The organism is Pseudomonas sp. A214, assembly GCF_900156295.1.
In the GTDB taxonomy this organism is placed as follows: domain Bacteria; phylum Pseudomonadota; class Gammaproteobacteria; order Pseudomonadales; family Pseudomonadaceae; genus Aquipseudomonas; species Aquipseudomonas rhizophila.
The window spans coordinates 4,857,943-4,881,061 of sequence record NZ_LT707062.1 but is presented as its reverse complement, the minus strand read 5'-3'; the positions used below and the strand labels follow the sequence as shown (position 1 = coordinate 4,881,061).

The following is a 23,119-nucleotide window of genomic DNA, read 5'->3' as shown; positions in this document are numbered from 1 at the left end:
GGAGCGAGCCTGCTCGCGATAGACGCGACTGGGTTTCAGCCGTGAAACGCTAAATACAGCAGCACCAGATTCACCACCAAAGACACCAGCGCCAACGTGCGCCAGACCTTCAGCGGCTCCCTTTCCAGTAGCGGCCGAGGCCTGACGCTCAAGCTGCGCCGTTCACCCTGTTCCAGCAGCAACAGCCATTCCTCGGCGGTTTCAAAGCGTTGCCCAGGATCCGCCGCCACGGCACGCTCCAGGCTTTGCCCAAGCCATTCGGCCAGGTCCGGTCGATAGCGATGGGCACTGACCGGTATGCCAAAGCGCGGTCGCTGGAACGCCTCGATTTCGCCGTAGGGATAGTGTCCGGTGAGCAGGAAATACAAAGTCACGCCGACCGCATACAAGTCTTGTTGCGCCGTCGGCGGCGCACCCCCGAAGGCTTCCGGGGCGATATAGCTGGGCGTGCCGGGCAGCACGTTGGCCTGGTCTTCGGACAATCCCGGGCAGTACGCCAGGCCGAAATCCAGCAAGCGCAGTTCCCCATCCTCGCCCAGGTGCAGGTTCTCCGGCTTGATATCGCGGTGAAAGATCTGTCTTCGATGCAACAGGCCCACCGCGTGCACCAGCCGCTGCGCCAGATCCTGCCACTGGGGCAGAGGCAACGGGCCGCCCTGGTTGAACAGCTCGGCCAGGGTCTTGCCCGAATATTCCCGCATGACGTAGTACAAATGCTGACGCTGGGCAACGCCGTGGACTTCCGGAAACTGCCTCCCGGCGACCCGCCTGAGGAACCACTCTTCCGACAGCAACGACTGCCCGGCCTGAGTATCGTCCCGTAGATGCCCCGGCAAGGTTTTCAGCAACCACGGTTGGCCCTGGCCATCGTGTACCCGGTAGAGCAACGATTGCTGGCTCTGGCCGAGCAGGCTTTCGATCTGCCAGCCCTCGAACACTTGCCCCGGTTTCAATGCCGGGGGAAGGGGCCATTGCTGTAACTGGGCCAGCGCATCGCCTATGCTCGCTTCACCCACCGCATCGACCCGCACCAGCAGTGCGCTGGCGTTGTCCTGGCTGCCGGCCAGGTGCGCAGCGTTGACCAGGGTTTGCGCGGCAATGTCCAGGTCCGGCTGGTCGCGAAGGATACCGGCGATGGCCGTGTCCCCCAGAACCGCCCAGACGCCATCGCTGAGCAGTACGAAGGTCTCGTCGGCGCGCAGTTCGCCATCGAGGAAGTCCAGGATCAGGTGCTGATCCAGCCCCAGGGCACGCTTGAGCACGTGCTGCATGCCCTGTTGTTCCCAGACGTGATCCTCACTGACCCGCTGCAGATGATTGTCGTGCCAGCGGTAGACCCGGCAATCGCCCACGTGGGCCAGGGTGAAGCGCCGGCCCCGCAGGACCAGCGCGCTGACGGTGGTGAGCAGCGGTTGCCCGCCACCGTTGGCTTGCAGCCAGCGATTCTGTGCCAATAACAGCCGGTCCAGCGCTTGGGCCACACCCCAGGTTTGCGGCGTGGAATAGTAGTCCAGGGCCAGGGCCTGCAAGGTCGAACGGGCGGCCAGCCCGCCATCGGCGCATTGGCTCACACCGTCGGCGATGGCGAACAGGTACCCCTTGCTCGCGGCCAGGGCCGGCGCCGGGGTCACCAGGCGCAGGGCGTCCTGGTTTTCTTCCCGAGGGCCAATGGCACTGGCTTCGGCAAAACTCAGTTGCAGGCTCATGGAGGCTATTTATACCCGAGCCGCGGTGACAGCGGCCGAACCCCAGGTGGTCCTCCAGCGACGCTTGACGCCGTACAGGCCGAACCAAGCCAGGACGCCGAGGCTGGCGAACAACCACAGTGCCAGTTGATAGCTGCCGGTGCTTTGCTTGATCGCGCCCATGCCTGCCGCCAGGGCGAAACCGCCGATGCCGCCGGCCATGCCGATCAATCCGGTCATCACGCCGATCTCGCGACGGAAGCGTTGTGGCACCAGTTGGAATACCGCGCCGTTGCCCGCACCCAAACCGAGCATGGTGCAGACGAACAGGGCCAGGGCCGCGTAGGAGCTTGGCAGATTGAAGCCCACTGCCGCGATGCAGACAGCGGCCACGGTGTACATGCCCAACAGGGTGCGAATGCCACCGAAACGATCCGCCAGGGCGCCGCCCAGTGGACGCATCAGGCTGCCCCCGAAGACGCAAGCGGCGGTGTAGTAACCGGCGGTCACCGGGCTCAGGCCGTACTGGTCGTTGAAGTAGCCGGGCAGTGCGCTGGCCAGGCCGATGAAGCCGCCGAAAGTCACACTGTAGAAGAACATGAACCACCAGCTGTCCCGGTCGCCCAGGGCCTTGAGGTAGTCGCCCATGGATTTGGCTTTTGGCCGCTCGGGAGCGTTCTTGGCCAGCCAGGCGAAGAGGATCAGGGTCACGATCAGCGGGATCAGCGCGAAACCGAACACGTTGCTCCAGCCGAATGCCACTGCCATTACCGGTGCGATCAGCGCAGCCAGTACGGTGCCCGAGTTACCAGCGCCGGCAATGCCCATGGCCTTGCCCTGGTGCTGTGGCGGATACCACTGGGAGGCCAGCGGCAGGGCCACGGCGAATGACGCACCGGCCACGCCCAGGAACAGCCCCAGCAGCAAGGCTTGTTCGTAGCTGTGGATGCCCAGTTTCCAGGCACAGAACAGTGCACCGATCACAATCACCTGACCGACCATACCGGCGGTTTTCGGTGAAATCCGGTCGGCCAGCAGGCCCATGAACAAGCGCAGTACGGCACCGGCCAGGATCGGCGTAGCCACCATCAGGCCGCGTTGCTGGGTGGTCAGGTGCAGGTCGGCAGAGATCTGCACCGCCAGTGGACCGAGCAGGTACCAGACCATGAAACTCAGGTCGAAATAGAGGAAGGCCGCGAACAGTGTCGGGGTGTGGCCGGATTTCCAGAAGCTTGAATTCATCGCGCACCTCAGCTGTAAAAGTCTCGAGAAATGAGTCAGTGCCTTGAAGCAGTGCGCCGCCTGTGGCTGCACCACCGACCCCGGACTGTGGGATCAAAACAAAAAAACGCCGCAACCCGAATCGCCAGGGGGCGAGGAGGGTGTGCGACGTCTTTGTCGTAGGTGGGGCAACCGCCGTTGGTTACCTGTGGCTTTGCTAAAGCGAGAACTGTGCCAACAGGGGAGCAGTGTGAGACCTATCGCGAGCAGGCTCGCTCCCACAGTGGATCTTCAGTGGCCATGAAACCTGTGGGAGCGGGCCTGCTCCCACATTGGAGTTCCAGTGGCCACAGGATCTGTGGGAGCGAGCCTGCTCGCGATAGCGCCGGGCCAGGCGCTGCAAGGCTTTCAGCCGAGCAGCTCATTCATCGCAATGATCTGCTCGGCCACCTGGATCAGCTTCTGCTGGCGACTCATGGCCTGGCGGCGCATCAGGGTGTAGGCCTGTTCTTCGTTGCATTCTTTCATCTTCATCAGCATGCCCTTGGCCAGTTCGATGCGTTTGCGCTCGGCCAGTTGCTGGTCCCGGGCCAGGAGCTGGGCGCGCAGGGCCTGGTCGCTTTCGAAGCGGGCCATGGCCACGTCGAGGATCGGTTGCAGGCGCGCCGCGTGGATGCCTTCGACGATGTAGGCGCTCACGCCCGACTTGATCGCCTGGCGCATTACATCCGGGTCGTGGGAGTCGGTAAACATGACGATCGGTCGTGGCTGGTCGCGGCTGACCAGCACCACTTGCTCCATGACATCGCGCCCGGGTGACTCGGTATCGATCAGGATCACGTCCGGACGCACTGTTTCGACGCGTGCCGGCAGGTCGATGGTCAATCCGGATTCATCGATGACTTCGAACCCGGCCTCAATCAGGGCCGCTTTGAGACGGCCGACTTTTTTCGCGGTGTCGTTGATCAGCAGGATACGCAGCATGGTCGTGGCTCCTGTCAGCGGCTGGCGAAGAGGGGAGCCGCATCGCTCAAAGCGTGCAGTTTGAAGCTTTTGGCATAAGCGGCCGGATCCGAGCCGTCCCAGATGGTGCCGTCGATCAATTGGCTGCTGCGCATGTCCTGGCGGGGGGCGGCGATGTCCAGTGCCGCGCAGGCTTGACGGTAGAGCGTGAGCTGCTGGACTTGCTGTGCCACGGCCAGATAATCCGGGTCTTCACGCAACAGGCCCCAGCGGCGGAACTGGGTCATGAACCACATGCCATCGGACAGGTAGGGCAGGTTCACTTCGCCGTTGCCGTGGAAACGCATCGCGTGAGGGTCCTGCCAGCTGTTGCCCAGCCCGTCGGCGTAAATCCCCAACAGGCGCGGCTCGATGCAATCCAGCGGTGCGTCCAGGTATTCGGGGGCACTCAATAGTTGTGCGGTGCTGCGGCGGTTCTCGGTGCTTTGCTCAATGAAGCGACTGGCTTGCAGGATCGCCATCACCAGTGCGCGGGCGGTATTGGGGTATTGCTCGACGAATGCACGGGTGCAGCCGAGGACTTTTTCCGGGTGATCGGGCCAGATGGTTTGAGTCGTCGCCAGGGTGAAGCCCAGGTTCTGTTTGACCGCACTGGCGCACCACGGCTCGCCCACGCAGAACCCGTCGATCCGTCCGGCCTGCAGGTGGGCGATCATTTGCGGCGGCGGTACCACCACACTGTCGACATCCGACAGCGGATGGATGCCTTGAGCGGCGAGCCAGTAATAGAGCCACATGGCGTGGGTGCCAGTGGGGAAGGTCTGGGCGAAAGTCAGTTTCGGGCGAGTTTGGTGCACATGCTGTTCCAGTGCCTCAGGACTGGTCACGCCTTGGGCCTGCAAGCCATGGGAAAGGTTGATGCTCTGGCCGTTCTGGTTCAGCCCCATCAACACCGCCATGTCGGTCGGCGCGACCCCGCCGATGCCCAGGTGCACCGCGTAGATCAGGCCATAAAGGCTGTGGGCGGCATCGATTTCACCGCTGACCAGCTTGTCCCGCAGGTTGGCCCAGGACGCTTGGCGCTTGAGGTTCAAAGTCAGCCCGTAAGGCTGGGCAAAGCCCTGGGTGGCGGCCACCACCAGCGGCGCGCAGTCGCTCAAGGCCATGAAGCCAAGATTGATCGCGCTCTTTTCCGGGGCATCGCTGCCGTTGACCCAGGCCAGGGGGTTGGCTGGAATTTCATTCATCGCGCATCACCTTTCCACAAAAAAAGGCGCCGTATCCGGACGTTTGCAAGGCCGGATGACGACGCCGTTGTCCTTCAAATACAGTGTGGCACTCATTCCGTCGTTGGCATGGGTGCCGATGAACGCAAGTGGTGCAAGGCATATGCCATCGCCGCTGTTTTGTGCAGGCGCCTCGCGTGCGTCGTCGTAGCCCGGCTATAATCGCCGCCTCATTTCGTCGCCTGAGTCCAAGCCGCCCATGTACACCCTGGCCCGTGAACTGCTGTTCAAACTTTCCCCGGAAACCTCCCACGATCTGTCCCTGGACCTGATCGGTGCGGGTGGACGTTTGGGCCTCAATGGTCTGCTGTGCAAGGCGCCGGCTAAATTGCCGGTGAATGTGATGGGGCTTGAGTTCCCCAACCCGGTCGGGCTGGCGGCGGGCCTGGACAAGAATGGCGCGGCCATCGACGGTTTTGCCCAGTTGGGGTTCGGTTTCGTGGAAATCGGCACCGTTACCCCGCGTGCCCAGCCGGGCAACCCCAAGCCACGGATTTTCCGCCTGCCGCAAGCCGAGGCGATCATCAACCGCATGGGCTTTAACAACCTGGGCGTCGACCATTTGCTGGGGCGTGTGGCTGCCGCCAAGTACAAGGGCGTGCTGGGCATCAACATCGGCAAGAACTTCGACACACCGGTGGAGCGCGCGGTTGACGATTATCTGATCTGCCTGGACAAGGTCTACGCCCACGCCAGTTATGTGACCGTCAACGTCAGTTCCCCGAACACTCCGGGGCTGCGCAGCCTGCAATTTGGTGATTCGCTCAAGCAACTGCTGGCTGACCTGGCTCGACGTCGCGCCGAATTGGCGGTGATCCATGGCAAGCATGTGCCACTGGCCATCAAGATCGCCCCGGACATGACCGACGAAGAGACCGCACAGGTGGCCCAGGCCCTGATCGACACCGGAATGGACGCGGTGATTGCCACCAACACGACGCTGGGTCGCGAAGGCGTCGAAGGGGTGGAACACGCCGACGAGGCGGGCGGGCTGTCCGGTGCGCCGGTGCGGGACAAGAGCACCCATACCGTGAAAGTGCTGGCCGCCGAACTGGCGGGGCGCTTGCCGATCATCGCGGCGGGTGGCATCACCGAGGGCAAGCATGCTGCCGAAAAAATCAGCGCAGGCGCGAGCCTGGTGCAGATTTATTCGGGCTTTATCTATAAGGGGCCGGCGTTGATTCGGGAATCGGTGGATGCGATTGCTGCACTGCGTTGATTCTCAAGGTGCAACGCGATTCAACTGTGGCGAGGGGATTTAACCCCGCTGGGGCGCGAAGCGGCCCCAAACAGCTCACTCGTTAAACCTGACACTCTGAGGGGCTGCTGCGCAGCCCAGCGGGGTTAAATCCCCTCGCCACAACTGTATTCACAGCCCAGCTTTTTGCAGTGTTCATGAAACCCAGGCATTAAAAAGGGCTCCTCGAAGGAGCCCCCTGGGCCGAAGCCCGCCGTCCGGATGGGACGTGCGTGGTTAAATCGATGTGAGTATCAAATTGTCGAGTTCTTGAGTGTTAAGCCCTGTGTCAGCCGACGGCGTGAAGTTCGTTGAGTCTATGGATACCCGCAGTGCCGGTCATACCGTCCCAGTTGTCGCCGCGTCCTTCTCGCCAGCCATTGATCCAGGCTTGACGTACCGACGGTAGAGTAAAGGGGCAAAGCTCACGGGATTTACCACCAACGCCATATTGGTAACCGCGTAAAAATGCTCTTTCCAACGGATCACGCTTAAGTCTTCTCATAGGGTGTTGCCCTCACTTGTTGACTGTTGCTTAGCGTCGACCTCTATCGAGGCCGGGGCAGAATCATTCTGCCGTTGGCGGCTCGTTGCCGGCGTGACGAGCCAAGGTGTTGACGCCGTTGCGACGTCAACCTGTGTTGAGTTCTAACCAAAGCGTCACATGGATGGAATGATCGTTTTGTCATAAGCACGTAACAATAAAGATGTTAGGGCGATAAGTAACATGATGTTCGTCACCCGCTTTCAGGCAAGACCCCTGTATGATCGGCCCTGCATCGAAGGGTGCAGCCCTCAGGCGAATGAGAATGTCCCCCCGTTGCACTCGGGTACTATTCGACGAAAGGGTCGAGTTTTCACAATTTGTTGCACAGAATTTTTTATCTGCCCTCGCCTCTAAGCTCTTTTAACCTGAGCGGCGAGGGTGGCACGGCACACTTTCGTGCCACACGGGTGTTCTTGAGAAAAGCACCTGATTGAACCCGGCCCGGCAATGCGTTGCCCGGTCCACTTAGCCAAAGGCTCTGGAAATCCCATGTCCGATCGTTTCGAACTCTTCCTCACTTGCCCCAAAGGTCTTGAAGGCCTGCTGATCGAGGAAGCCGTCGGGCTTGGCCTTGAAGAGGCGCGTGAGCACACCTCGGCCGTGCGCGGCATGGCCGACATGGAAACGGCTTATCGCCTGTGCCTGTGGTCGCGCCTGGCCAACCGCGTATTGCTGGTGCTCAAGCGCTTCCCGATGAAGGATGCCGAAGACTTGTATCACGGCGTGCTGGATGTGGATTGGCAAGACCACATGCTCGCCGATGGCACCCTGGCGGTGGAGTTCAGCGGCCATGGCTCGGGTATCGACAACACCCACTTCGGCGCCTTGAAGGTCAAGGACGCCATTGTCGACAAGCTGCGTACCCCGACAGGCGAGCGGCCATCCATCGACAAGCTCAACCCGGACCTGCGCATCCACCTGCGTCTGGACCGCGGCGAAGCGATCCTTTCCCTGGACCTTTCCGGCCACAGCCTGCACCAGCGCGGCTACCGCCTGCAGCAAGGTGCCGCGCCGCTGAAGGAAAACCTCGCTGCCGCCATCCTGATCCGCGCCGGCTGGCCGCGTATCGCCGCTGAAGGCGGGGCGCTGGCCGACCCGATGTGCGGCGTCGGCACCTTCCTGGTGGAAGCCGGCATGATCGCCGCCGACATGGCGCCGAACCTGCGTCGCCAGCAGTGGGGTTTTACCGCCTGGCTCGGCCATGTGCCGGCGTTGTGGAAGAAGCTCCACGAAGAAGCCACCGAGCGTGCCGCTGCCGGCCTGGCCAAGCCACCATTGTGGATTCGCGGCTACGAAGCCGACCCACGGCTGATCCAGCCGGGCCGCAACAACGTCGAGCGGGCGGGCCTGAGCGAGTGGATCAAGATTTATCAGGGGGAAGTCGCCACCTTCGAACCCCGCCCGGACCAGAACCAGAAAGGCCTGGTGATCTGCAACCCGCCGTACGGCGAGCGTCTGGGCGACGAAGCCAGCTTGCTCTATCTCTATCAGAACCTCGGCGAGCGTCTGCGCCAGGCCTGCCTGAACTGGGAGGCGGCAGTGTTCACCGGCGCGCCGGACCTGGGCAAGCGCATGGGCATTCGCAGTCACAAGCAGTATTCGTTCTGGAACGGCGCCTTGCCGTGCAAATTGCTGCTGATCAAGGTCCTGCCCGATCAGTTCGTCACCGGCGAGCGTCGTACCCCGGAACAGCGCCAGGCCGAGCGTGAGCAGGCTGAGTACGATCAGGCGCCGGAAGTACCGCAAGAGCGCCAGTACAACAAGAACGGTAACCCGATCAAGCCGGCACCGGCTCCGGCTCCTGTGGTCGAGCAGGCCCGTTTGAGCGAAGGCGGGCAGATGTTCGCCAATCGCCTGCAAAAAAACCTCAAGCTGCTGAGTAAATGGGCCAAGCGTGAGGGCGTGGACTGCTATCGGGTCTACGATGCCGACATGCCGGAATACTCCATGGCCATCGACCTGTACCACGATTGGGTTCACGTCCAGGAATACGTCGCGCCAAAATCCATCGACCCGGAAAAGGCCTCGGCCCGGCTGTTCGACGCCCTGGCGGCGATTCCCCAGGCACTGAACGTCGACAAGAGCCGCGTGGTGATCAAGCGTCGCGAGCGGCAGAGCGGCACCAAGCAGTACGAGCGCCAGAGCACCCAGGGCAAGTTCACCGAGGTCAACGAAGGCGGCGTGAAGCTGCTGGTCAACCTCACCGACTACCTGGACACCGGGCTGTTTCTCGACCACCGGCCGATGCGCCTGCGGATCCAGAAAGAGGCGGCCGGCAAGCGCTTCCTCAATCTGTTCTGCTACACCGCGACCGCCAGTGTCCACGCCGCCAAGGGCGGTGCGCGCAGCACCACCAGTGTCGACCTGTCGAAAACCTACCTGGACTGGGCGCGGCGCAATCTGTCGCTCAATGGTTTTTCGGACAAGAATCGCCTGGAGCAGGGCGACGTGATGGCTTGGCTTGAAGCCAGCCGTGACGAATACGACCTGATCTTCATCGATCCGCCGACATTCTCCAATTCCAAGCGCATGGAAGGGGTGTTTGACGTACAGCGCGACCACGTCCAACTGCTGGACTTGGCCATGGCCCGCCTGGCGCCGGGTGGTGTGCTGTACTTCTCCAACAACTTCCGCAAGTTCCAGCTCGAGGACAATCTGGCCGAGCGTTACGCGGTGGAGGAAATCACCGCCAAGACCATCGATCCGGATTTTGCCCGCAATGGCAAGATTCACCGTGCCTGGAAAATCATGGCCCGCTGACCTGTAGCCGATTGGATCCATGGAAGCCTTGAAACTCAAGGCTTTCAGGCGTTTTTGTGCTGGTCAAAGTGATGGCTAATAGCTATAACTTAAGCCTGTGGACAGGGCAGTACCTACTGCCTGCCCCTTTCTGAGTTGTATTTATGGCATTGCATCAGGTACGCCCCAGAATCCTGGGTTTTATCAGCGAAGATGTGTCGGCCTGGCTGGTGGCTTCGCTGGTGCTGCTGGCCGGTGCGTTCCTGACCGGTTTGTTGACCTGGGCGATGGCTAATCTGTTTGACCAGCAATTGCGCCAGCGCTTTGAACTGCAAGCCGATGAACGCTTTAGCCGCATCGAGGAACGTTTTCAGGACCAGGAGCAACGTCTCGACAGCCTGAGGCGTTTCTTTGCCAACTCGGCCGGGGTTTCCGAGAGGGAATTCCATGGCTATGCCGAAGCGTTGCTGCGGCGCACCCAGGCGTTCGCCTGGGCGCCTCGGGTGCTGCGCGACGAACGATCATCGTTCGAACAACAAGCCCGCACAGAGGGGGGCGATACGTTTTCCATCCGTGAGCCGGACGACTCCGGTGGCTTGCGTCTGGCCGCCGAACGGGACGAATACGTGCCGGTGTTGTACCTCCAGAATCAACCTTCCTTCAAGGCTCCACGGGGCTTGGACCTGCTCGCCCATCCCTTGCGCCGTGCCACCCTTGAGCGCGCTCGCCATCGGGAGACCATAGTGGTATCGCAACCTTTGGACCTGGCGGGAGAGGCCGCCACCGCCACCCGCGGGGTGTTGCTGGTCGCGCCGGTCTCCAAGGCGTGGTCCAAGGAACCTTTCGGTTACGTCGTGGCTGCCGTCAGCATGCGCCAACTGGTGGGTGATGGCCTGCCGGCGCCCGGTCAGGACAACCTTTCGATGCGGGTCATGGACCTGTCCACGGACGATCGGGAGGAAGTGCTGTTCGAGTCACTCGATCCACCGGGCGAAAGTGACTTGTCGGCGACCCGCCTGTTGCGCCTGGCCGATCGTGACTATCGGATAGAGTTGCGGCCCAGTCACATGTTCCTGTCCACCAACCCTTCCTCGGTGGCCAGCCTGGTGGTATTGGGGGGCTTGCTCAGCCTGCTCCTCAGTGCGCTGCTGTATGTGCTGGTCAGCCAGCGACAGCGGGCCCTGCAGTTGGTCGAGCTGCGGACCCGAGAGCTGCGCGAGCGTGAGCAGGAACTGCGGGGCACTCATGGTCAGTTGCGTGGTGTGCTGAATGCCGCGACCCAGGTTGCGATCATCGCCACGGATCTTCGCGGGGTGATCACCACGTTCAATGCGGGCGCCGAGCAGATGCTTGGCTACGACAGCGGCGAGGTTCTGCACTGCATGACCCTCGAAAGCCTTCACTTGCCGCGCGAGCTCCAGGCCCGGGCCGTACAACTTGCTGCGCGTTATGGCAAACCGATTCCCACGTGCCACGCAATGTTGGTCGAGGGCGGCGAACAGGGTGGCCAGCAGGCCCGGGAGTGGACCCTGGTGCGCCGCGATGGCAGCCATCTGACCGTGAACATGCTGGCGACACCGATGCTCGATGATCAGGGGCTGTGGGTCGGGCATCTGGCGATCTGCATCGACATCACCGAACGCAAGCGCGTTCATGAGGCCCTGGCCGCCCGGGACCTGTTGCTGAAAAAGCTCAGTGCCCACGTGCCTGGGGGCATCTACCAGTTCAAGATGGATTTCAATGGGCGTTTCAGCGTGATTTATGCCAGTGATGGCATTCGCGATATCTATGAACTGGAGCCCGAGACACTGGTGCGCAACGCCGAATCGATTTTCTCGCGCATCCATCCGCTGGACAGTGCGCGCGTGCGCAGATCGATCCGCACCTCGGCCGACACTCTGAGCCCATGGCGCGAGGAGTATCGCCTGCAACTGCCGCAGCGTGGGTTGCGTTGGGTGCGCGGCGAGGCCACGCCTGAGGAGCTGCCAGGCGGCGGGGTGTTGTGGCACGGTTATATTTCCGACATTTCCGATCTCAAGCGGGTGGAAGAAGAACTGCGAGCCTTGTCAGTGACCGACGCCCTGACAGGTATTCGCAACCGGCGCTATTTCCAGGAGCGCCTGACCACGGAGATGGCGCGGGTGGAGCGGGGCACCGGCGAGTTGGCGGTCATCATGCTCGACATCGATCACTTCAAGCGCATCAACGATCAGCATGGTCATGCAGTGGGTGATCGGGTGTTGCAGGCGGTTTGCCAGCGCATCACCCAGCGGCTGCGACGTACCGACGTGTTCTGTCGGCTGGGCGGTGAAGAGTTCGTGGTGCTGTGCCCGGACACCGACGGCGAAAGTGCCCAGGCCTTGGCCACGGGGTTGTGGGAAGGGCTGCGCAGCGCGCCGATCGAGGACGTGGGTGTCATCACGGCCAGCTTCGGTATCGCCACCTGGCGGGTCGGGGAGGGGGCGGATGCGCTGCTGCTGCGGGCCGACTCGGGGGTGTACGCGGCCAAGCAGGCCGGACGGGATCGGGTTGAGGTGCAGTTGGGGTAGTCGTTCGCGCCGGTGATCGATGTGGGAGCGAGCCTGCTCGCGATAACGGTGTGCCATTCAACATCGCTGTTCACTGGCTGACGCATCGCGAGCAGGCTCGCTCCCACATTCAATTTGGTACGGGTTTAGAGCACCGAAGCCGTCTGCGGCAGTTTCGGCTGGCGGTACAGGTCCAGCAGCACCTGGTCCAGCACCGACGAAGCGCCCCATGGCCGCGGATCGTTGAGAATCGCCACGACGGCCCAGGTGTTGCCGTTGATGTCACGGCTGTAGCCCGCGATGGCGCGAACGGTGTTCAGGGTGCCGGTCTTGACGTGGGCTTCGCCGGCCATGGCGGTGGTCTTGAGACGTTTGCGCATGGTGCCGTCGGTGCCGGCGATGGGCATCGAACTGATGAATTCGGCGGAGTACGGGCTGCGCCACGCGGCTTGCAGCATTGCCGCCATTTCCCGGGCACTCACCCTTTCGGCGCGGGACAGGCCGGAGCCGTTTTCCATGACCAGGTGCGGCGCGGTGATGCCTTTCCTGGCCAGCCACTGGCGTACCACCCGCTGTGCCGCTTTGGCGTCGTCACCGTCGGCTTCGTTGCGGAACTCTGCGCCCAGGCTCAGGAATAATTGCTGGGCCATGGTGTTGTTACTGTATTTGTTGATGTCGCGAATGATCTCCGCCAGGTCCGGCGAGAACGCCCGGGCCAGCACCTTGGCGCTGCTCGGGGTCGCCGCCAGGCGGTCCTTGCCCTGAATGCTGCCGCCCAGTTCCTTCCAGATCGCCCGCACCGCTCCGGCGGTGTAGGTGGGGTGGTCCAGCAGCGCCAGGTAAGTCTGGGAGCTGCAACCGTCACCGAGCTGGCCGCCGACGGTCACGGTCACGCTGCCGTCTGCCTGGGGCACCGGGTTGTAGCGCACGCCACCGGTGCATTGCTTGGAGTTGAGTGCCTTGACCTGGTTTTCGATGCGAATGCTGGCAATCGGCGGCTCCACCGACACCAGCACCCGGCCGGCGTCATTGCGGGCGACAAAACGCAGGGCCTTGAGGTTGACCAGCAAGGAGTCGGGCTTGACCAGGAACGGTTTGTTCTTGTCGTTGCCGTCGTCGTTGAATTCAGGCAACTGCGGTTTGATGAAGAAACCACGGTCCAGCACCAGATCCCCGGTCACCTGTTGCACGCCATTGGCCCGCAGGTCGCGCATCAGCAGCCAGAGTTTTTCCATGTTCAGCTTGGGGTCACCGCCGCCCTTGAGGTACAGGTTGCCGTTGAGAATCCCGCCGCTGAGGGTGCCGTCGGTATAGAACTCGGTTTTCCACTGGTGATTGGGCCCCAGCATCTCCAGGGCGGCATAGGTGGTCACCAGCTTCATGGTGGAGGCCGGGTTCACCGAGACGTCGGCGTTGTACAGGGTCGGGGTGCCAGGGCCGTTGAGTGGGATCATCACCAGGGACAAGGCGTTGTTTTGCAGCTTGCTGTTCTTGAGGGCCTTTTGCACATTGGGCGTCAGGGCCGTGTTGATAGTGGCGGCGCTGGTGGATGCGGGCAGGGCCAGGGGAAGAAGAAGGCTGGCCAAAAGCAGTGGACGCAAAGATCTGATCATTTGAAATAAAACCCTACGGGCGAGGGGGGAAAAAACGAGGACATGAAAATGAACGCCCTCAACGTCATGAAAGTGTCGGCATTATGCCCCAAGGTGCAACGGCTTGTGCCGTGCCTGAGCCCTTCAGGGCGCTATTTTTTACCGACGGTAGGCCCACACACCCGATCAGGCGGGCAAACAGTGCACCAAACTGGTAGAGTGCCGGCCGTTATTACTTATGAGGATTGTTCCAATGGCGACTAACCGTTCCCAGCGTCTGCGCAAAAAACTGTGCGTGGATGAATTTCAAGAGCTGGGTTTCGAACTGAACCTGGATTTCAAAGAAGATCTGGCCGATGAGGCCGTTGACGCTTTCCTCGACGCTTTCCTGAAAGAAGCCATGGAAGCCAATGGCCTGGGCTATGTTGGCGGCGACGACTACGGTCTGGTTTGCCTGCAGAAGCGTGGCTCGGTGTCCGAAGAGCAGCGTGCGGCCGTTGAAGCCTGGCTCAAGGCGCGTCCTGAGCTGACCAGCGTTGAAGTCAGCCCGCTGATGGACGTCTGGTACCCGGAAAAGCCGATCAATCCGGTCGCTTGATGGTCTGAAACCGGCAGCCCATTTGGGGGCCGGTTTTTTTGTGCCTGTCGGTTGGGTAGGTGTTGCCCTTCAGGCTGCCATCGCGAGCAGGCTCGCTCCCACAGGATTGTTGTGAACGACACAGATCCTTCTGTGGGAGCGAGCCTGCTCGCGATGCCTTCAGGCGTTACGCCAGTTCAGGATCACTAAGGTCAACACCCCCGCCACAATCCCCCAGAACGCCGAGCCGATGGAAAACAGCGTCAACCCCGATGCCGTGACCATGAAGGTGATCAGTGCCGCTTCCCGTTCCCGGGCTTCGCTCATGGCGATGCTCAAGCCATTGATGATTGAGCCGAACAGCGCCAGCGCCGCGATGGACAGTACCAACTCCTTGGGCAGCGCCGCGAACAACGCCGCCAGTGTCGCGCCGAACACCCCGGCAAGCCCATAGAAAACCCCGCACCAGACTGCTGCCGTGTAGCGTTTGTTACGATCCTCATGGGCGTGGGGCCCAGTGCAGATGGCCGCACTGATGGCCGCCAGGTTAATGCCGTGGGAGCCGAACGGTGCCAGCAGCAGCGAGGCTATGCCGGTGCTGGTGATCAGCGGCGAGGCCGGTACGTTGTAACCGTCGGCCCGCAGCACCGCGATGCCAGGCATGTTTTGCGAGGTCATCGCCACCACGAACAATGGAATGCCGATGCTGATGGTGGCCGCCAGGGAGAAATGCGGCGTGGTCCATACCGGTGTGGCGACTTCCAGGGCAAAGCCGCTGAAGTCCAGCAGCCCCATCAAGCCTGACAGAGCTGTACCGATCAGTAACGCCGCCAGCACTGCGTAGCGCGGCGACAGGCGCTTGACGATCAGGTAGGTGAAAAACATCCCCAGCACCAGACCGGTTCGATGCTGGGCGGCGACGAAAATCTCGCTGCCGATCTTGAACAGGATCCCCGCCAGCAACGCCGCCGCCAGCGAGGCCGGAATGCGCTTGACCAGGCGCTCGAAGCTGCCGGTCAGGCCACAGATCGTTACCAGCACCGCGCAGGTGATGTAGGCGCCGATGGCCTCGCCATAACTGACCCCGCCCAGGCTAGTGATCAGCAGCGCCGCGCCGGGTGTCGACCAGGCGATGGTGATCGGTGTGCGATACCGCAACGACAGGCCAATGGAGCACACGGCCATGCCGATGGAAATCGCCCAGATCCACGAAGAAATCTGCCCGCTGGTCAGCCCTGCCGCCTGTCCGGCCTGGAACATCAACACCAGCGAACTGGTGTAGCCGGTCATCATGGCGATGAAACCGGCGACGATCGCCGATGGCGATGTATCGGCCAACGGACGAAGTGGCGTGGTCGTGACTTCGGTCATGGTGGGCGGTGGTCCTTGTTGTAAATTGCAGGAGGGCGGGGGCCACAGATTCGGGGTTTAAGCCTAAACTCAACTCCGTTGCCAATTGCAATACAGCCACGTCCGTAAACAGCCGTACAGTCGTGTTGCCATCAGAGGTTGTGTACAATCGACGTATTATTTACGTGATACTTGTCAGCGACCCGCTGAGGCGTATTACAGTCACGGTCAATTCGCCGCAGTTCTCCGACTCGAGTGCCCATGAACGAACAGTTGCAGCCCCTCAAGAAACAACCGCGAGCAGGCAAAGCCGGCCGCAGCGGAACCCAGGACGATATTGTCTATGCGCATATTTTCGAGGCCATCCTCGAACAGCGTCTGGCGCCCGGTACAAAGTTGAGCGAAGAGGCGTTGGGGGAGATTTTCGGGGTCAGTCGCACCATCATTCGCCGCGCGTTGTCGCGCTTGGCCCATGAAGGTGTGGTGCTGTTGCGGCCCAATCGCGGCGCCGTGGTGGCCAGCCCGAGTGTTGAAGAGGCCCGCCAGGTATTCATGGCCCGGCGTCTGGTGGAGCGGGCCATCACCGAACTGGCCGTGCAGCACGCCACCGCCGAGCAGCTTGCCGAACTGCGGCAGATGGTCAGCGACGAGCGCGACAGTTTTTCCCGTGGTGACCGTGGCGCCGGCATCCGCCTGTCAGGCGAGTTCCACCTCAAGCTGGCCGAGGCGGCGAAGAACGCCCCGCTGATCAGCTTCCAGCGCAGCCTGGTGTCGCAGACCTCGCTGATCATCGCCCAGTATGAAAGCGGCAACCGCTCCCACTGTTCCTACGACGAACACACCCAATTGATCGACGCCATCGAGGCCCGCGATGCCACCCTGGCGGTGGACCTGATGATGCACCACATGGACCACATCGACAGCAAGCTCAACCTCGACGAAGAAAGCGCGTCGGATGATTTGCATGCGGTGTTTTCGCATTTGTTGCAGAGCAAGAAGCCAGGGCGGTCGACGGCCAAGCTTTGATGAGTTGAATCAGTCATACCGAGTTGCCTTCATCGCGAGCAGGCTCGCTCCCACAAGGGTTATGTGATTGACACAAATCCACTGTGGGAGCGAGCCTGCTCGCGATTGGCAGTCTGACAGGCGCTAGAAATCTAGCGCTGATGCACCAACCGGCCAGCCGCAAAGGTCTGCGCCACCGTCCGGTCATCCCCTAGCGTCATCAACACAAACAACTTCTCGGCAATGTCCCGGGCCTGCTTGAGACGATAGCTCAACAGCGGCGTGGCGTTGTAGTCCAACACCAGAAAGTCCGCATCGCTGCCCGGCTGCAAGGTCCCGATCCGGTCTTCCAGGCGCAAGGCCCGGGCGCCGCCAAGCGTGGCCAGGTACAGCGACTTGAACGGGCTCAGGCGGGCGCCCTGCAACTGCATCACCTTGTAGGCTTCGTTCAGGGTTTGCAGCAGCGAAAAACTGGTGCCGCCCCCCACATCCGTACCCAACCCCACGTTCACTTTGTGCTTCTCGGCCATTGGCAGGTTGAACAGGCCGCTGCCGAGGAAAAAGTTCGAGGTCGGGCAGAACGCGATGGCCGAACCGGTCTCGGCCAGGCGCGCGCATTCGTCGTCACACAGGTGCACGCCGTGGGCGAACACCGAGCGTTCGCCGAGCAGTTGGTAGTGGTCGTAGACGTCCAGATAACCTTTGCGCTCGGGGAACAGTTCCTTGACCCATTGCACTTCCTGCAGGTTCTCACTGATGTGAGTCTGCATGTACAGGTCGGGATATTCCCCCAGCAACTGACCGGCCAGGGCCAGTTGTTCCGGCGTGCTGGTCGGCGCAAAACGCGGGGTCACGGCGTAATGCAGGCGGCCCTTGCCATGCCAGCGCTCGATCAGCGCTTTGCTTTGGGTGTAGCTGGATTCGGCGGTGTCGGTCAGGTAGTCCGGGGCGTTGCGATCCATCATCACTTTGCCGGCGATCATCCGCAGGTCGAGTTTCTCGGCCACCTCGAAAAACGCGTTCACCGATTGCGGGTGCACACTGCCAAACACCAGCGCGGTGGTGGTGCCGTTGCGCAGCAGTTCCTTGACGAAAATATCGGCGACGGCGTCGGCATGAGCCTTGTCGGCGAACTGACTTTCGCAGGGGAAGGTGTAGGTGTTGAGCCAGTCCAGCAATTGCTCGCCGTAAGCCCCGACCATGCCGGTCTGCGGCAGGTGGATGTGGGTGTCGATGAAGCCGGGCGTGATCAGCGCGTCCTGGTAATGAGTGATCTCGATGTCGGCCGCCAGGGTGGGCAGCAATTCGCTGGCGTGGCCGATGGCGCTGATCTGGCCGTTTTCCACCACCAGCAGGCCGTCTTCAAAATATTCATAGGACGCTTCAATGCCGACTTCGGCAGGGTCGGCGAGGCTGTGGAGCAGGGCGGCGCGGTAGGCTTTACGTGTCAGGGGCATGGGAATTCTCAACGATTGTTCAACGGTTCGCCTGGCTGCGGCGCGAGGCCGGCAACAGCTTGGCAATCGGTTCGGCGCGCGTGGTGTGCTGGCCGAAATCCGCGTTATAGGTGGCGATGATTTCACCGGCGATGGAGATGGCGATTTCCACAGGCAACTTGCCTTTGACGTCGCCAATGCCCATCGGGCAGCGCATGCGCTGCAAGGTGCTGCTGTCGAAGCCGCGATCGCGCAGGCGATGTTCGAACTTGACCCGTTTGGTTTTCGAACCGATCAGGCCGAAGTAAGCGAAGTCGTTGCGCTTGAGGATCGCGGCGCTCAGTTCCAGGTCGAGCTGATGGTTGTGGGTCATGACGATGCAGTAGCTGCCGGCGGGCAGTTCGTCGATTTCATCCAGCGGCTCTTCGCTGACGATCTTGCGCACGCCGTGGGGCAGGTGTTCAGGAAACTCCGCTTCCCGGGAGTCGATCCAGCGCACCTTGCAGGGCAGGCTCGCCAGCAGCGGCACCAGGGCGCGGCCGACGTGGCCGGCGCCGAATACGGCGATCTGCGCCTGGACCTGGCCCATGGGTTCGAACAGCAGCACGGTGACGCCGCCGCAGCACTGGCCCAGGCTGGCACCGAGGCTGAAGCGCTCCAGATGGGTGCTTTGCTGGCCGCTGGCGAGCATCTGCCGGGCGATCTCCATAGCCTTGTATTCCAGGTGGCCGCCACCGATGGTGTCGAACGTCTGGCTGACGCTGATCACCATTTTCGAACCGGCATTGCGTGGGGTCGAGCCGAGTTCTTCGATGATCGTCACCAGCACGCAGGGTTCACCGCGATCTTGCAGGTCGGCGAGGGCGCTGATCCAGTTGTACATATTCACCTCAACTGATCGTTCCCACGCTCTGCGTGGGAATGCATCTTTGGACGCTCCGCGTCCGCTCTTCAAACTTCGACGCAGAGCGTCGGGGGGTTGCATTCCCACGCAGAGCGTGGGAACGATCATCAAATGGCTTCGGACTCGGCTTCCTTAACCTTCGCCACCCGCAACCCACGCATCTGCTCACACCCCCACAACACCCGCTCCGGGGTCGCCGGTGCATCGATTTTCGGCTGGTGCTGGTAATTTCCCAGGCTCGCCACGGCATCCTTGATGGCGCACCACGCGGCGATGCCGAGCATGAACGGCGGTTCGCCCACGGCTTTGGAATGGAACACCGTGTCTTCCGGGTTCTTGCGGTTTTCCACCAGCTTGACCCGCAGATCCAACGGCATGTCGGCCACCGCCGGAATCTTGTAGCTGGCCGGGCCGCAGGTCTGTAGCTTGCCTTTGTCGTTCCATACCAGCTCTTCCATGGTCAGCCAGCCCATGCCCTGGATGAAACCGCCCTCGACCTGGCCGATGTCGATGGCCGGGTTCAGCGAGGCGCCGACGTCGTGGAGGATGTCGGTGCGCAGCATCTTGTATTCGCCGGTCAGGGTGTCGACGATCACCTCGGCGCACGCCGCGCCATAGGCGTAGTAGTAGAACGGCCGCCCTCGGGCCTGGCTGCGGTCGTAGTAGATTTTCGGGGTCTTGTAGAAACCGGTGCTCGACAGCGAAACCTGGGCGAAATACGCCTGCTGCACCAGCGCCTCGAACGTCAGGATGTGATCGCGCACCCGCACATGGCCGTTGTGGAACGCCACGTCTTCTTCGCTGACCTTGTACTGCCGCGCGGCGAACTCCACCAGGCGCTGCTTGATGGTTTCGGCGGCATTCTGCGCAGCCTTGCCATTGAGGTCGGCACCGCTGGAGGCAGCGGTGGGCGAGGTGTTCGGCACCTTGTCGGTGTTGGTCGCGGTGATCTGTACCCGGTCCATTTCCACCTGGAACACTTCGGCCACCACTTGCGCGACTTTGGTGTTCAAGCCCTGGCCCATTTCCGTGCCGCCATGGTTCAGGTGGATGCTGCCGTCGGTATAGACATGAATCAGCGCCCCGGCCTGGTTGAGGAAGCTGGCGGTGAAGGAAATACCAAATTTCACCGGGGTCAGCGCCAGGCCTTTTTTCAGAATCGGGCTATTGGCGTTGTAGCGGCGGATCGCTTCGCGGCGCTCGGCATACTGGCTGCTTTGCTCGAGTTCGGCGGTCATCTCCTCGAGCATGTTGTGCTCGACGGTCTGGTAGTAGTGGGTGACGTTACGCTCGGTCTTGCCGTAGTAGTTGGCCTTGCGCACCGCCAGCGGATCCAGCCCCAGATGCCGGGCGATGGCGTCCATCACCTCTTCGATGGCGACCATGCCTTGCGGCCCGCCGAAGCCACGGTAAGCGGTGTTCGACGCGGTATTGGTCTTGCAACGATGGCCGTTGATGGTTGCATCGCCCAGGTAGTAGGCGTTGTCGGCATGGAACATCGCCCGGTCGACAATCGAGGCCGACAGGTCCGGCGAGCAACCGCAGTTGCCGGCCAGCTCCAGGGCAATACCGTGCAGGCGCCCGGTGCTGTCGAAGCCGACGTCGTATTCGATGTAGAAAGGGTGGCGCTTGCCGGTCATCAGCATGTCTTCGACCCGGGGCAGGCGCATCTTGGTCGGCTGGCCGGTGAGGTGGGCGATGACCGCGCACAGGCACGCCGGGCTGGCGGCCTGGGTTTCCTTGCCACCAAAGCCGCCGCCCATGCGGCGCATGTCCACCACGACTTTGTTCATCGAAACGTCCAGCACTTCGGCCACCAGTTTCTGCACTTCGGTGGGGTTCTGTGTGGAGCAGTAGACGATCATGCCGCCGTCTTCGGTGGGCATCACCGAGGAAATCTGGGTTTCCAGGTAAAAGTGTTCCTGGCCGCCAATGTGCAGCGAGCCCTGGATACGGTGCTCGGCGCTGGCCAGTGCCGCCGCCGAATCTCCGCGCTGGTGGGTGTGGCTATCCAGCACGAAATGCCGCTTGCGCAGGGCCTCGACCACGTCCAGCACCGGTTCCAGATCTTCGTATTCGATGATGGCCGCCATCGCTGCCTTGCGCGCGGTTTCCAGGTCCCTGGCGGCAACGGCCAGCACCGGTTGGCCGACGAACTGCACGTCATCGATGGCCAATAACGGGTCACCGGGCAGCAGCGGGCCGATGTCCTTGAGGCCGGGCACGTCTGCATGGGTGATGGCGATGCGCACGCCTTCAAAGGCGTAGCAAGGCGCGGTGTCGATGCGCAAGATCCGGGCGTGGGCGCGGTCCGACAGGCGGGCGTAAACGTGCAACTGGTTCGGAAATTCCAGGCGATCGTCGATGTACTGGGCTTCGCCGGATACATGCTTGGCGGCGCTGTCATGCTTGACGCTGCGGCCCACGCCGGTGGTCAGGTCGCGGGCGAACAGTTCGGCCAGCTCGGCTTGAGTCTTCTCTACGGCGTGATGGTTAGACATAAGCGGTCACCCGAGTCTCGATGTGCGGCGTTTGCAGTTCGATGAAGTATTTGCGCAGCAGGTTGCGGGCGCTGAGCAGGCGGTATTCCTTGCTGGCGCGGAAGTCCGACAGCGGTGTGAAGTCCTCGGCCAGTGCGGCGCAGGCACGTTCGACGGTGTTGTCGTTCCACGCGGCACCGATCAACGCGGCTTCACAATGCTTGGCGCGCTTGGGCGTCGCGGCCATGCCACCGAAGGCCACCCGGGCGTCCTGGACCACGCCATGCTCGATACGCAGGTTGAACGCCGCGCATACGGCGGAAATGTCATCGTCCAGGCGCTTGGAGACCTTATAGGCGCGGAACGCTTGCTCGGCGTTGGCCCGGGGCACGATGATCTTCTCGATGAATTCGCTTTCCTGGCGGGCGGTGACCCGGTAATCGATGAAATAGTCTTCCAGCGCCAGGGTGCGGCGGGTCTGGCCCTTGCACAAGACGATCTGCGCGCCGAGGGCGATCAGCAAGGGCGGCGAGTCGCCAATCGGCGAGGCGTTGCCGATGTTGCCGCCCAAGGTGCCCTGGTTGCGGATCTGCAACGAAGCGAAGCGCTGCAGCAGTTCGCCGAAGTCCGGGTATTCAGCCTGCAAGGCTTCGTAGCAGTCGGAGAGTGCGGTGGCGGCGCCAATCTCCAGGCGATCGGCGAAACGCTCGATACGCTTGAGCTCAGCGACGTTGCCCACGTAGATCATCACCGGCAGGGTGCGATGGAACTGGGTGACTTCCAGGGCCAGGTCCGTGCCGCCGGCCAGCAGGCGCGCCTGGGGATAAGCGTCGTAAAGGTCGGCCAGGTCGGCCACGGTCAAGGGCACCAGGCAGCGTTTGTCGCCGCTGTTGAGCTCACCCGTGTCAGTCGGTGCGATGGCCTTGAGGCGAGCGATGGTCTCGGCTTCGCGGGCGTCGAACTGGTCCGCTTGCCTGGCGCAGCAGACCTGCTCGGCGGCCGCCAGAATCGGCCGGTAGCCGGTGCAGCGGCACAGATTGCCGGCCAAGGCTTCGTGGGCCTTATGGGCGTCGGGCTGTTCGCTGTTCTTTTGCAGGGCGAACAGGGACATCACGAAGCCCGGTGTGCAGAAGCCGCATTGCGAACCGTGGCAATCGACCATCGCCTGTTGGACGCTGTGCAACTGGCCCTGGTGCTTGAGGTCTTCGACGCTGATCAACTGCTTGCCGTGCAGGGACGAGACGAAGGTCAGGCACGAATTGAGGCTGCGATAACGAATGCGTTCACGGCCGTCCTCGTCGGTCTGCAACTCGCCCACCACCACGGTGCACGCACCACAGTCGCCGCTGGCGCAGCCTTCTTTGGTGCCGGATTTGCCGAGGTGTTCGCGCAAATAGTTGAGCACGGTCAGGTTCGGGTCCAGGGCGTGCTCGCTACGGAGTTCCTGGTTGAGTAAAAACTGGATCACGGAAGGCCTCGCAGACTCATTATTGTTGTATCGACTTGGGCTGAATTTAGCAGGTCTGACTTTGCGGTCAACGATTTTCTGACTTAAAGGTCAAGAAAATC

General features: G+C 62.0%; 16 protein-coding genes. 5 read left to right on the top strand and 11 right to left on the bottom strand.

The window, feature by feature from the left end; genetic code table 11:
* Positions 1-35 precede the first annotated feature (35 nt).
* The 4 genes from BW979_RS21745 to BW979_RS21730 form a co-directional block, all read right to left on the bottom strand.
* Positions 36-1,706, bottom strand: coding sequence for a bifunctional protein-serine/threonine kinase/phosphatase (locus BW979_RS21745; protein ID WP_076385658.1), 1,671 nt, complete (start codon positions 1,704-1,706; stop codon positions 36-38).
* Positions 1,707-1,715: 9 nt separating this feature from the next.
* Positions 1,716-2,927, bottom strand: coding sequence for a nitrate/nitrite transporter (locus tag BW979_RS21740; RefSeq protein ID WP_047227151.1), 1,212 nt, complete (start codon positions 2,925-2,927; stop codon positions 1,716-1,718).
* Positions 2,928-3,314: 387 nt separating this feature from the next.
* Positions 3,315-3,890, bottom strand: coding sequence for an ANTAR domain-containing response regulator (locus BW979_RS21735; protein ID WP_047227152.1), 576 nt, complete (start codon positions 3,888-3,890; stop codon positions 3,315-3,317).
* 14 nt (positions 3,891-3,904) lie between these two features.
* Complete coding sequence (locus BW979_RS21730; RefSeq protein WP_076385656.1) at positions 3,905-5,116, bottom strand: CmpA/NrtA family ABC transporter substrate-binding protein; 1,212 nt, start codon at positions 5,114-5,116, stop codon at positions 3,905-3,907.
* A gap of 238 nt (positions 5,117-5,354) precedes the next feature.
* Here BW979_RS21730 and BW979_RS21725 point away from each other — a divergent pair, with 238 nt between their 5' ends.
* Entirely contained in the window at positions 5,355-6,374 is a 1,020-nt protein-coding gene (locus tag BW979_RS21725) for a quinone-dependent dihydroorotate dehydrogenase (protein WP_047227154.1), read from the top strand.
* Positions 6,375-6,681: 307 nt separating this feature from the next.
* Here BW979_RS21725 and rmf read toward each other — a convergent pair whose 3' ends face one another.
* Positions 6,682-6,897 (bottom strand): ribosome modulation factor, encoded by a 216-nt coding sequence (gene rmf / locus BW979_RS21720; protein ID WP_003223300.1) that lies wholly within the window; start codon positions 6,895-6,897, stop codon positions 6,682-6,684.
* A gap of 531 nt (positions 6,898-7,428) precedes the next feature.
* Here rmf and rlmKL point away from each other — a divergent pair.
* Together rlmKL and BW979_RS21710 are read left to right on the top strand one after the other, a co-directional pair.
* Complete coding sequence (gene rlmKL, locus BW979_RS21715) at positions 7,429-9,699, top strand: bifunctional 23S rRNA (guanine(2069)-N(7))-methyltransferase RlmK/23S rRNA (guanine(2445)-N(2))-methyltransferase RlmL (protein ID WP_076385654.1); 2,271 nt, start codon at positions 7,429-7,431, stop codon at positions 9,697-9,699.
* Positions 9,700-9,842: 143 nt separating this feature from the next.
* Positions 9,843-12,227 (top strand): sensor domain-containing diguanylate cyclase, encoded by a 2,385-nt coding sequence (locus tag BW979_RS21710; RefSeq protein ID WP_076385652.1) that lies wholly within the window; start codon positions 9,843-9,845, stop codon positions 12,225-12,227.
* Between the two features lie 125 nt (positions 12,228-12,352).
* Here the strand turns inward: BW979_RS21710 and dacB are convergent, their stop codons facing one another.
* Positions 12,353-13,819: a D-alanyl-D-alanine carboxypeptidase/D-alanyl-D-alanine endopeptidase gene (gene dacB / locus BW979_RS21705; protein WP_076385650.1), complete on the bottom strand. Its 1,467-nt coding sequence runs from the start codon at positions 13,817-13,819 to the stop codon at positions 12,353-12,355.
* Positions 13,820-14,051: 232 nt separating this feature from the next.
* Here dacB and BW979_RS21700 point away from each other — a divergent pair, with 232 nt between their 5' ends.
* The gene (locus BW979_RS21700; protein WP_047227158.1) at positions 14,052-14,396 is read left to right on the top strand and encodes a YggL family protein; all 345 of its coding nucleotides are present in this window, start codon (positions 14,052-14,054) and stop codon (positions 14,394-14,396) included.
* Positions 14,397-14,555: 159 nt separating this feature from the next.
* Here BW979_RS21700 and BW979_RS21695 read toward each other — a convergent pair whose 3' ends face one another.
* Complete coding sequence (locus BW979_RS21695; protein WP_047227159.1) at positions 14,556-15,746, bottom strand: benzoate/H(+) symporter BenE family transporter; 1,191 nt, start codon at positions 15,744-15,746, stop codon at positions 14,556-14,558.
* Positions 15,747-15,986: 240 nt separating this feature from the next.
* Between BW979_RS21695 and BW979_RS21690 the strand changes: the two genes are divergently transcribed.
* Entirely contained in the window at positions 15,987-16,751 is a 765-nt protein-coding gene (locus BW979_RS21690; RefSeq protein ID WP_003183531.1) for a GntR family transcriptional regulator, read from the top strand.
* A 131-nt stretch (positions 16,752-16,882) separates the two neighbouring features.
* On the opposite strand, the gene guaD is transcribed toward BW979_RS21690, so the two are convergent.
* The 4 genes from guaD to xdhA form a co-directional block, all read right to left on the bottom strand.
* Entirely contained in the window at positions 16,883-18,187 is a 1,305-nt protein-coding gene (gene guaD, locus BW979_RS21685) for a guanine deaminase (protein WP_076385648.1), read from the bottom strand.
* A gap of 19 nt (positions 18,188-18,206) precedes the next feature.
* Positions 18,207-19,049 carry a xanthine dehydrogenase accessory protein XdhC gene (xdhC, locus tag BW979_RS21680; protein WP_076385646.1) on the bottom strand — a complete coding sequence of 281 codons (843 nt, stop codon included), beginning with the start codon at positions 19,047-19,049 and terminating at the stop codon, positions 18,207-18,209.
* 128 nt (positions 19,050-19,177) lie between these two features.
* Complete coding sequence (gene xdhB, locus BW979_RS21675; protein WP_076385644.1) at positions 19,178-21,571, bottom strand: xanthine dehydrogenase molybdopterin binding subunit; 2,394 nt, start codon at positions 21,569-21,571, stop codon at positions 19,178-19,180.
* Positions 21,564-23,018: a xanthine dehydrogenase small subunit gene (xdhA, locus tag BW979_RS21670; RefSeq protein ID WP_047227163.1), complete on the bottom strand. Its 1,455-nt coding sequence runs from the start codon at positions 23,016-23,018 to the stop codon at positions 21,564-21,566. The genes xdhB and xdhA overlap by 8 nt, the downstream gene beginning before the upstream one ends.
* Positions 23,019-23,119: the final 101 nt, after the last annotated feature.

Bases quoted from the DNA above. Each gene is read 5' to 3' on its own strand.
- BW979_RS21745 (WP_076385658.1), bottom strand. From the start codon at position 1,706: ATGAGCCTGCAACTGAGTTTTGCCGAAGCCAGTGCCATTGGCCCTCGG.
- BW979_RS21740 (WP_047227151.1), bottom strand. From the start codon at position 2,927: ATGAATTCAAGCTTCTGGAAATCCGGCCACACCCCGACACTGTTCGCG.
- BW979_RS21735 (WP_047227152.1), bottom strand. From the start codon at position 3,890: ATGCTGCGTATCCTGCTGATCAACGACACCGCGAAAAAAGTCGGCCGT.
- BW979_RS21730 (WP_076385656.1), bottom strand. From the start codon at position 5,116: ATGAATGAAATTCCAGCCAACCCCCTGGCCTGGGTCAACGGCAGCGAT.
- BW979_RS21725 (WP_047227154.1), top strand. From the start codon at position 5,355: ATGTACACCCTGGCCCGTGAACTGCTGTTCAAACTTTCCCCGGAAACC.
- rmf (WP_003223300.1), bottom strand. From the start codon at position 6,897: ATGAGAAGACTTAAGCGTGATCCGTTGGAAAGAGCATTTTTACGCGGT.
- rlmKL (WP_076385654.1), top strand. From the start codon at position 7,429: ATGTCCGATCGTTTCGAACTCTTCCTCACTTGCCCCAAAGGTCTTGAA.
- BW979_RS21710 (WP_076385652.1), top strand. From the start codon at position 9,843: ATGGCATTGCATCAGGTACGCCCCAGAATCCTGGGTTTTATCAGCGAA.
- dacB (WP_076385650.1), bottom strand. From the start codon at position 13,819: ATGATCAGATCTTTGCGTCCACTGCTTTTGGCCAGCCTTCTTCTTCCC.
- BW979_RS21700 (WP_047227158.1), top strand. From the start codon at position 14,052: ATGGCGACTAACCGTTCCCAGCGTCTGCGCAAAAAACTGTGCGTGGAT.
- BW979_RS21695 (WP_047227159.1), bottom strand. From the start codon at position 15,746: ATGACCGAAGTCACGACCACGCCACTTCGTCCGTTGGCCGATACATCG.
- BW979_RS21690 (WP_003183531.1), top strand. From the start codon at position 15,987: ATGAACGAACAGTTGCAGCCCCTCAAGAAACAACCGCGAGCAGGCAAA.
- guaD (WP_076385648.1), bottom strand. From the start codon at position 18,187: ATGCCCCTGACACGTAAAGCCTACCGCGCCGCCCTGCTCCACAGCCTC.
- xdhC (WP_076385646.1), bottom strand. From the start codon at position 19,049: ATGTACAACTGGATCAGCGCCCTCGCCGACCTGCAAGATCGCGGTGAA.
- xdhB (WP_076385644.1), bottom strand. From the start codon at position 21,571: ATGTCTAACCATCACGCCGTAGAGAAGACTCAAGCCGAGCTGGCCGAA.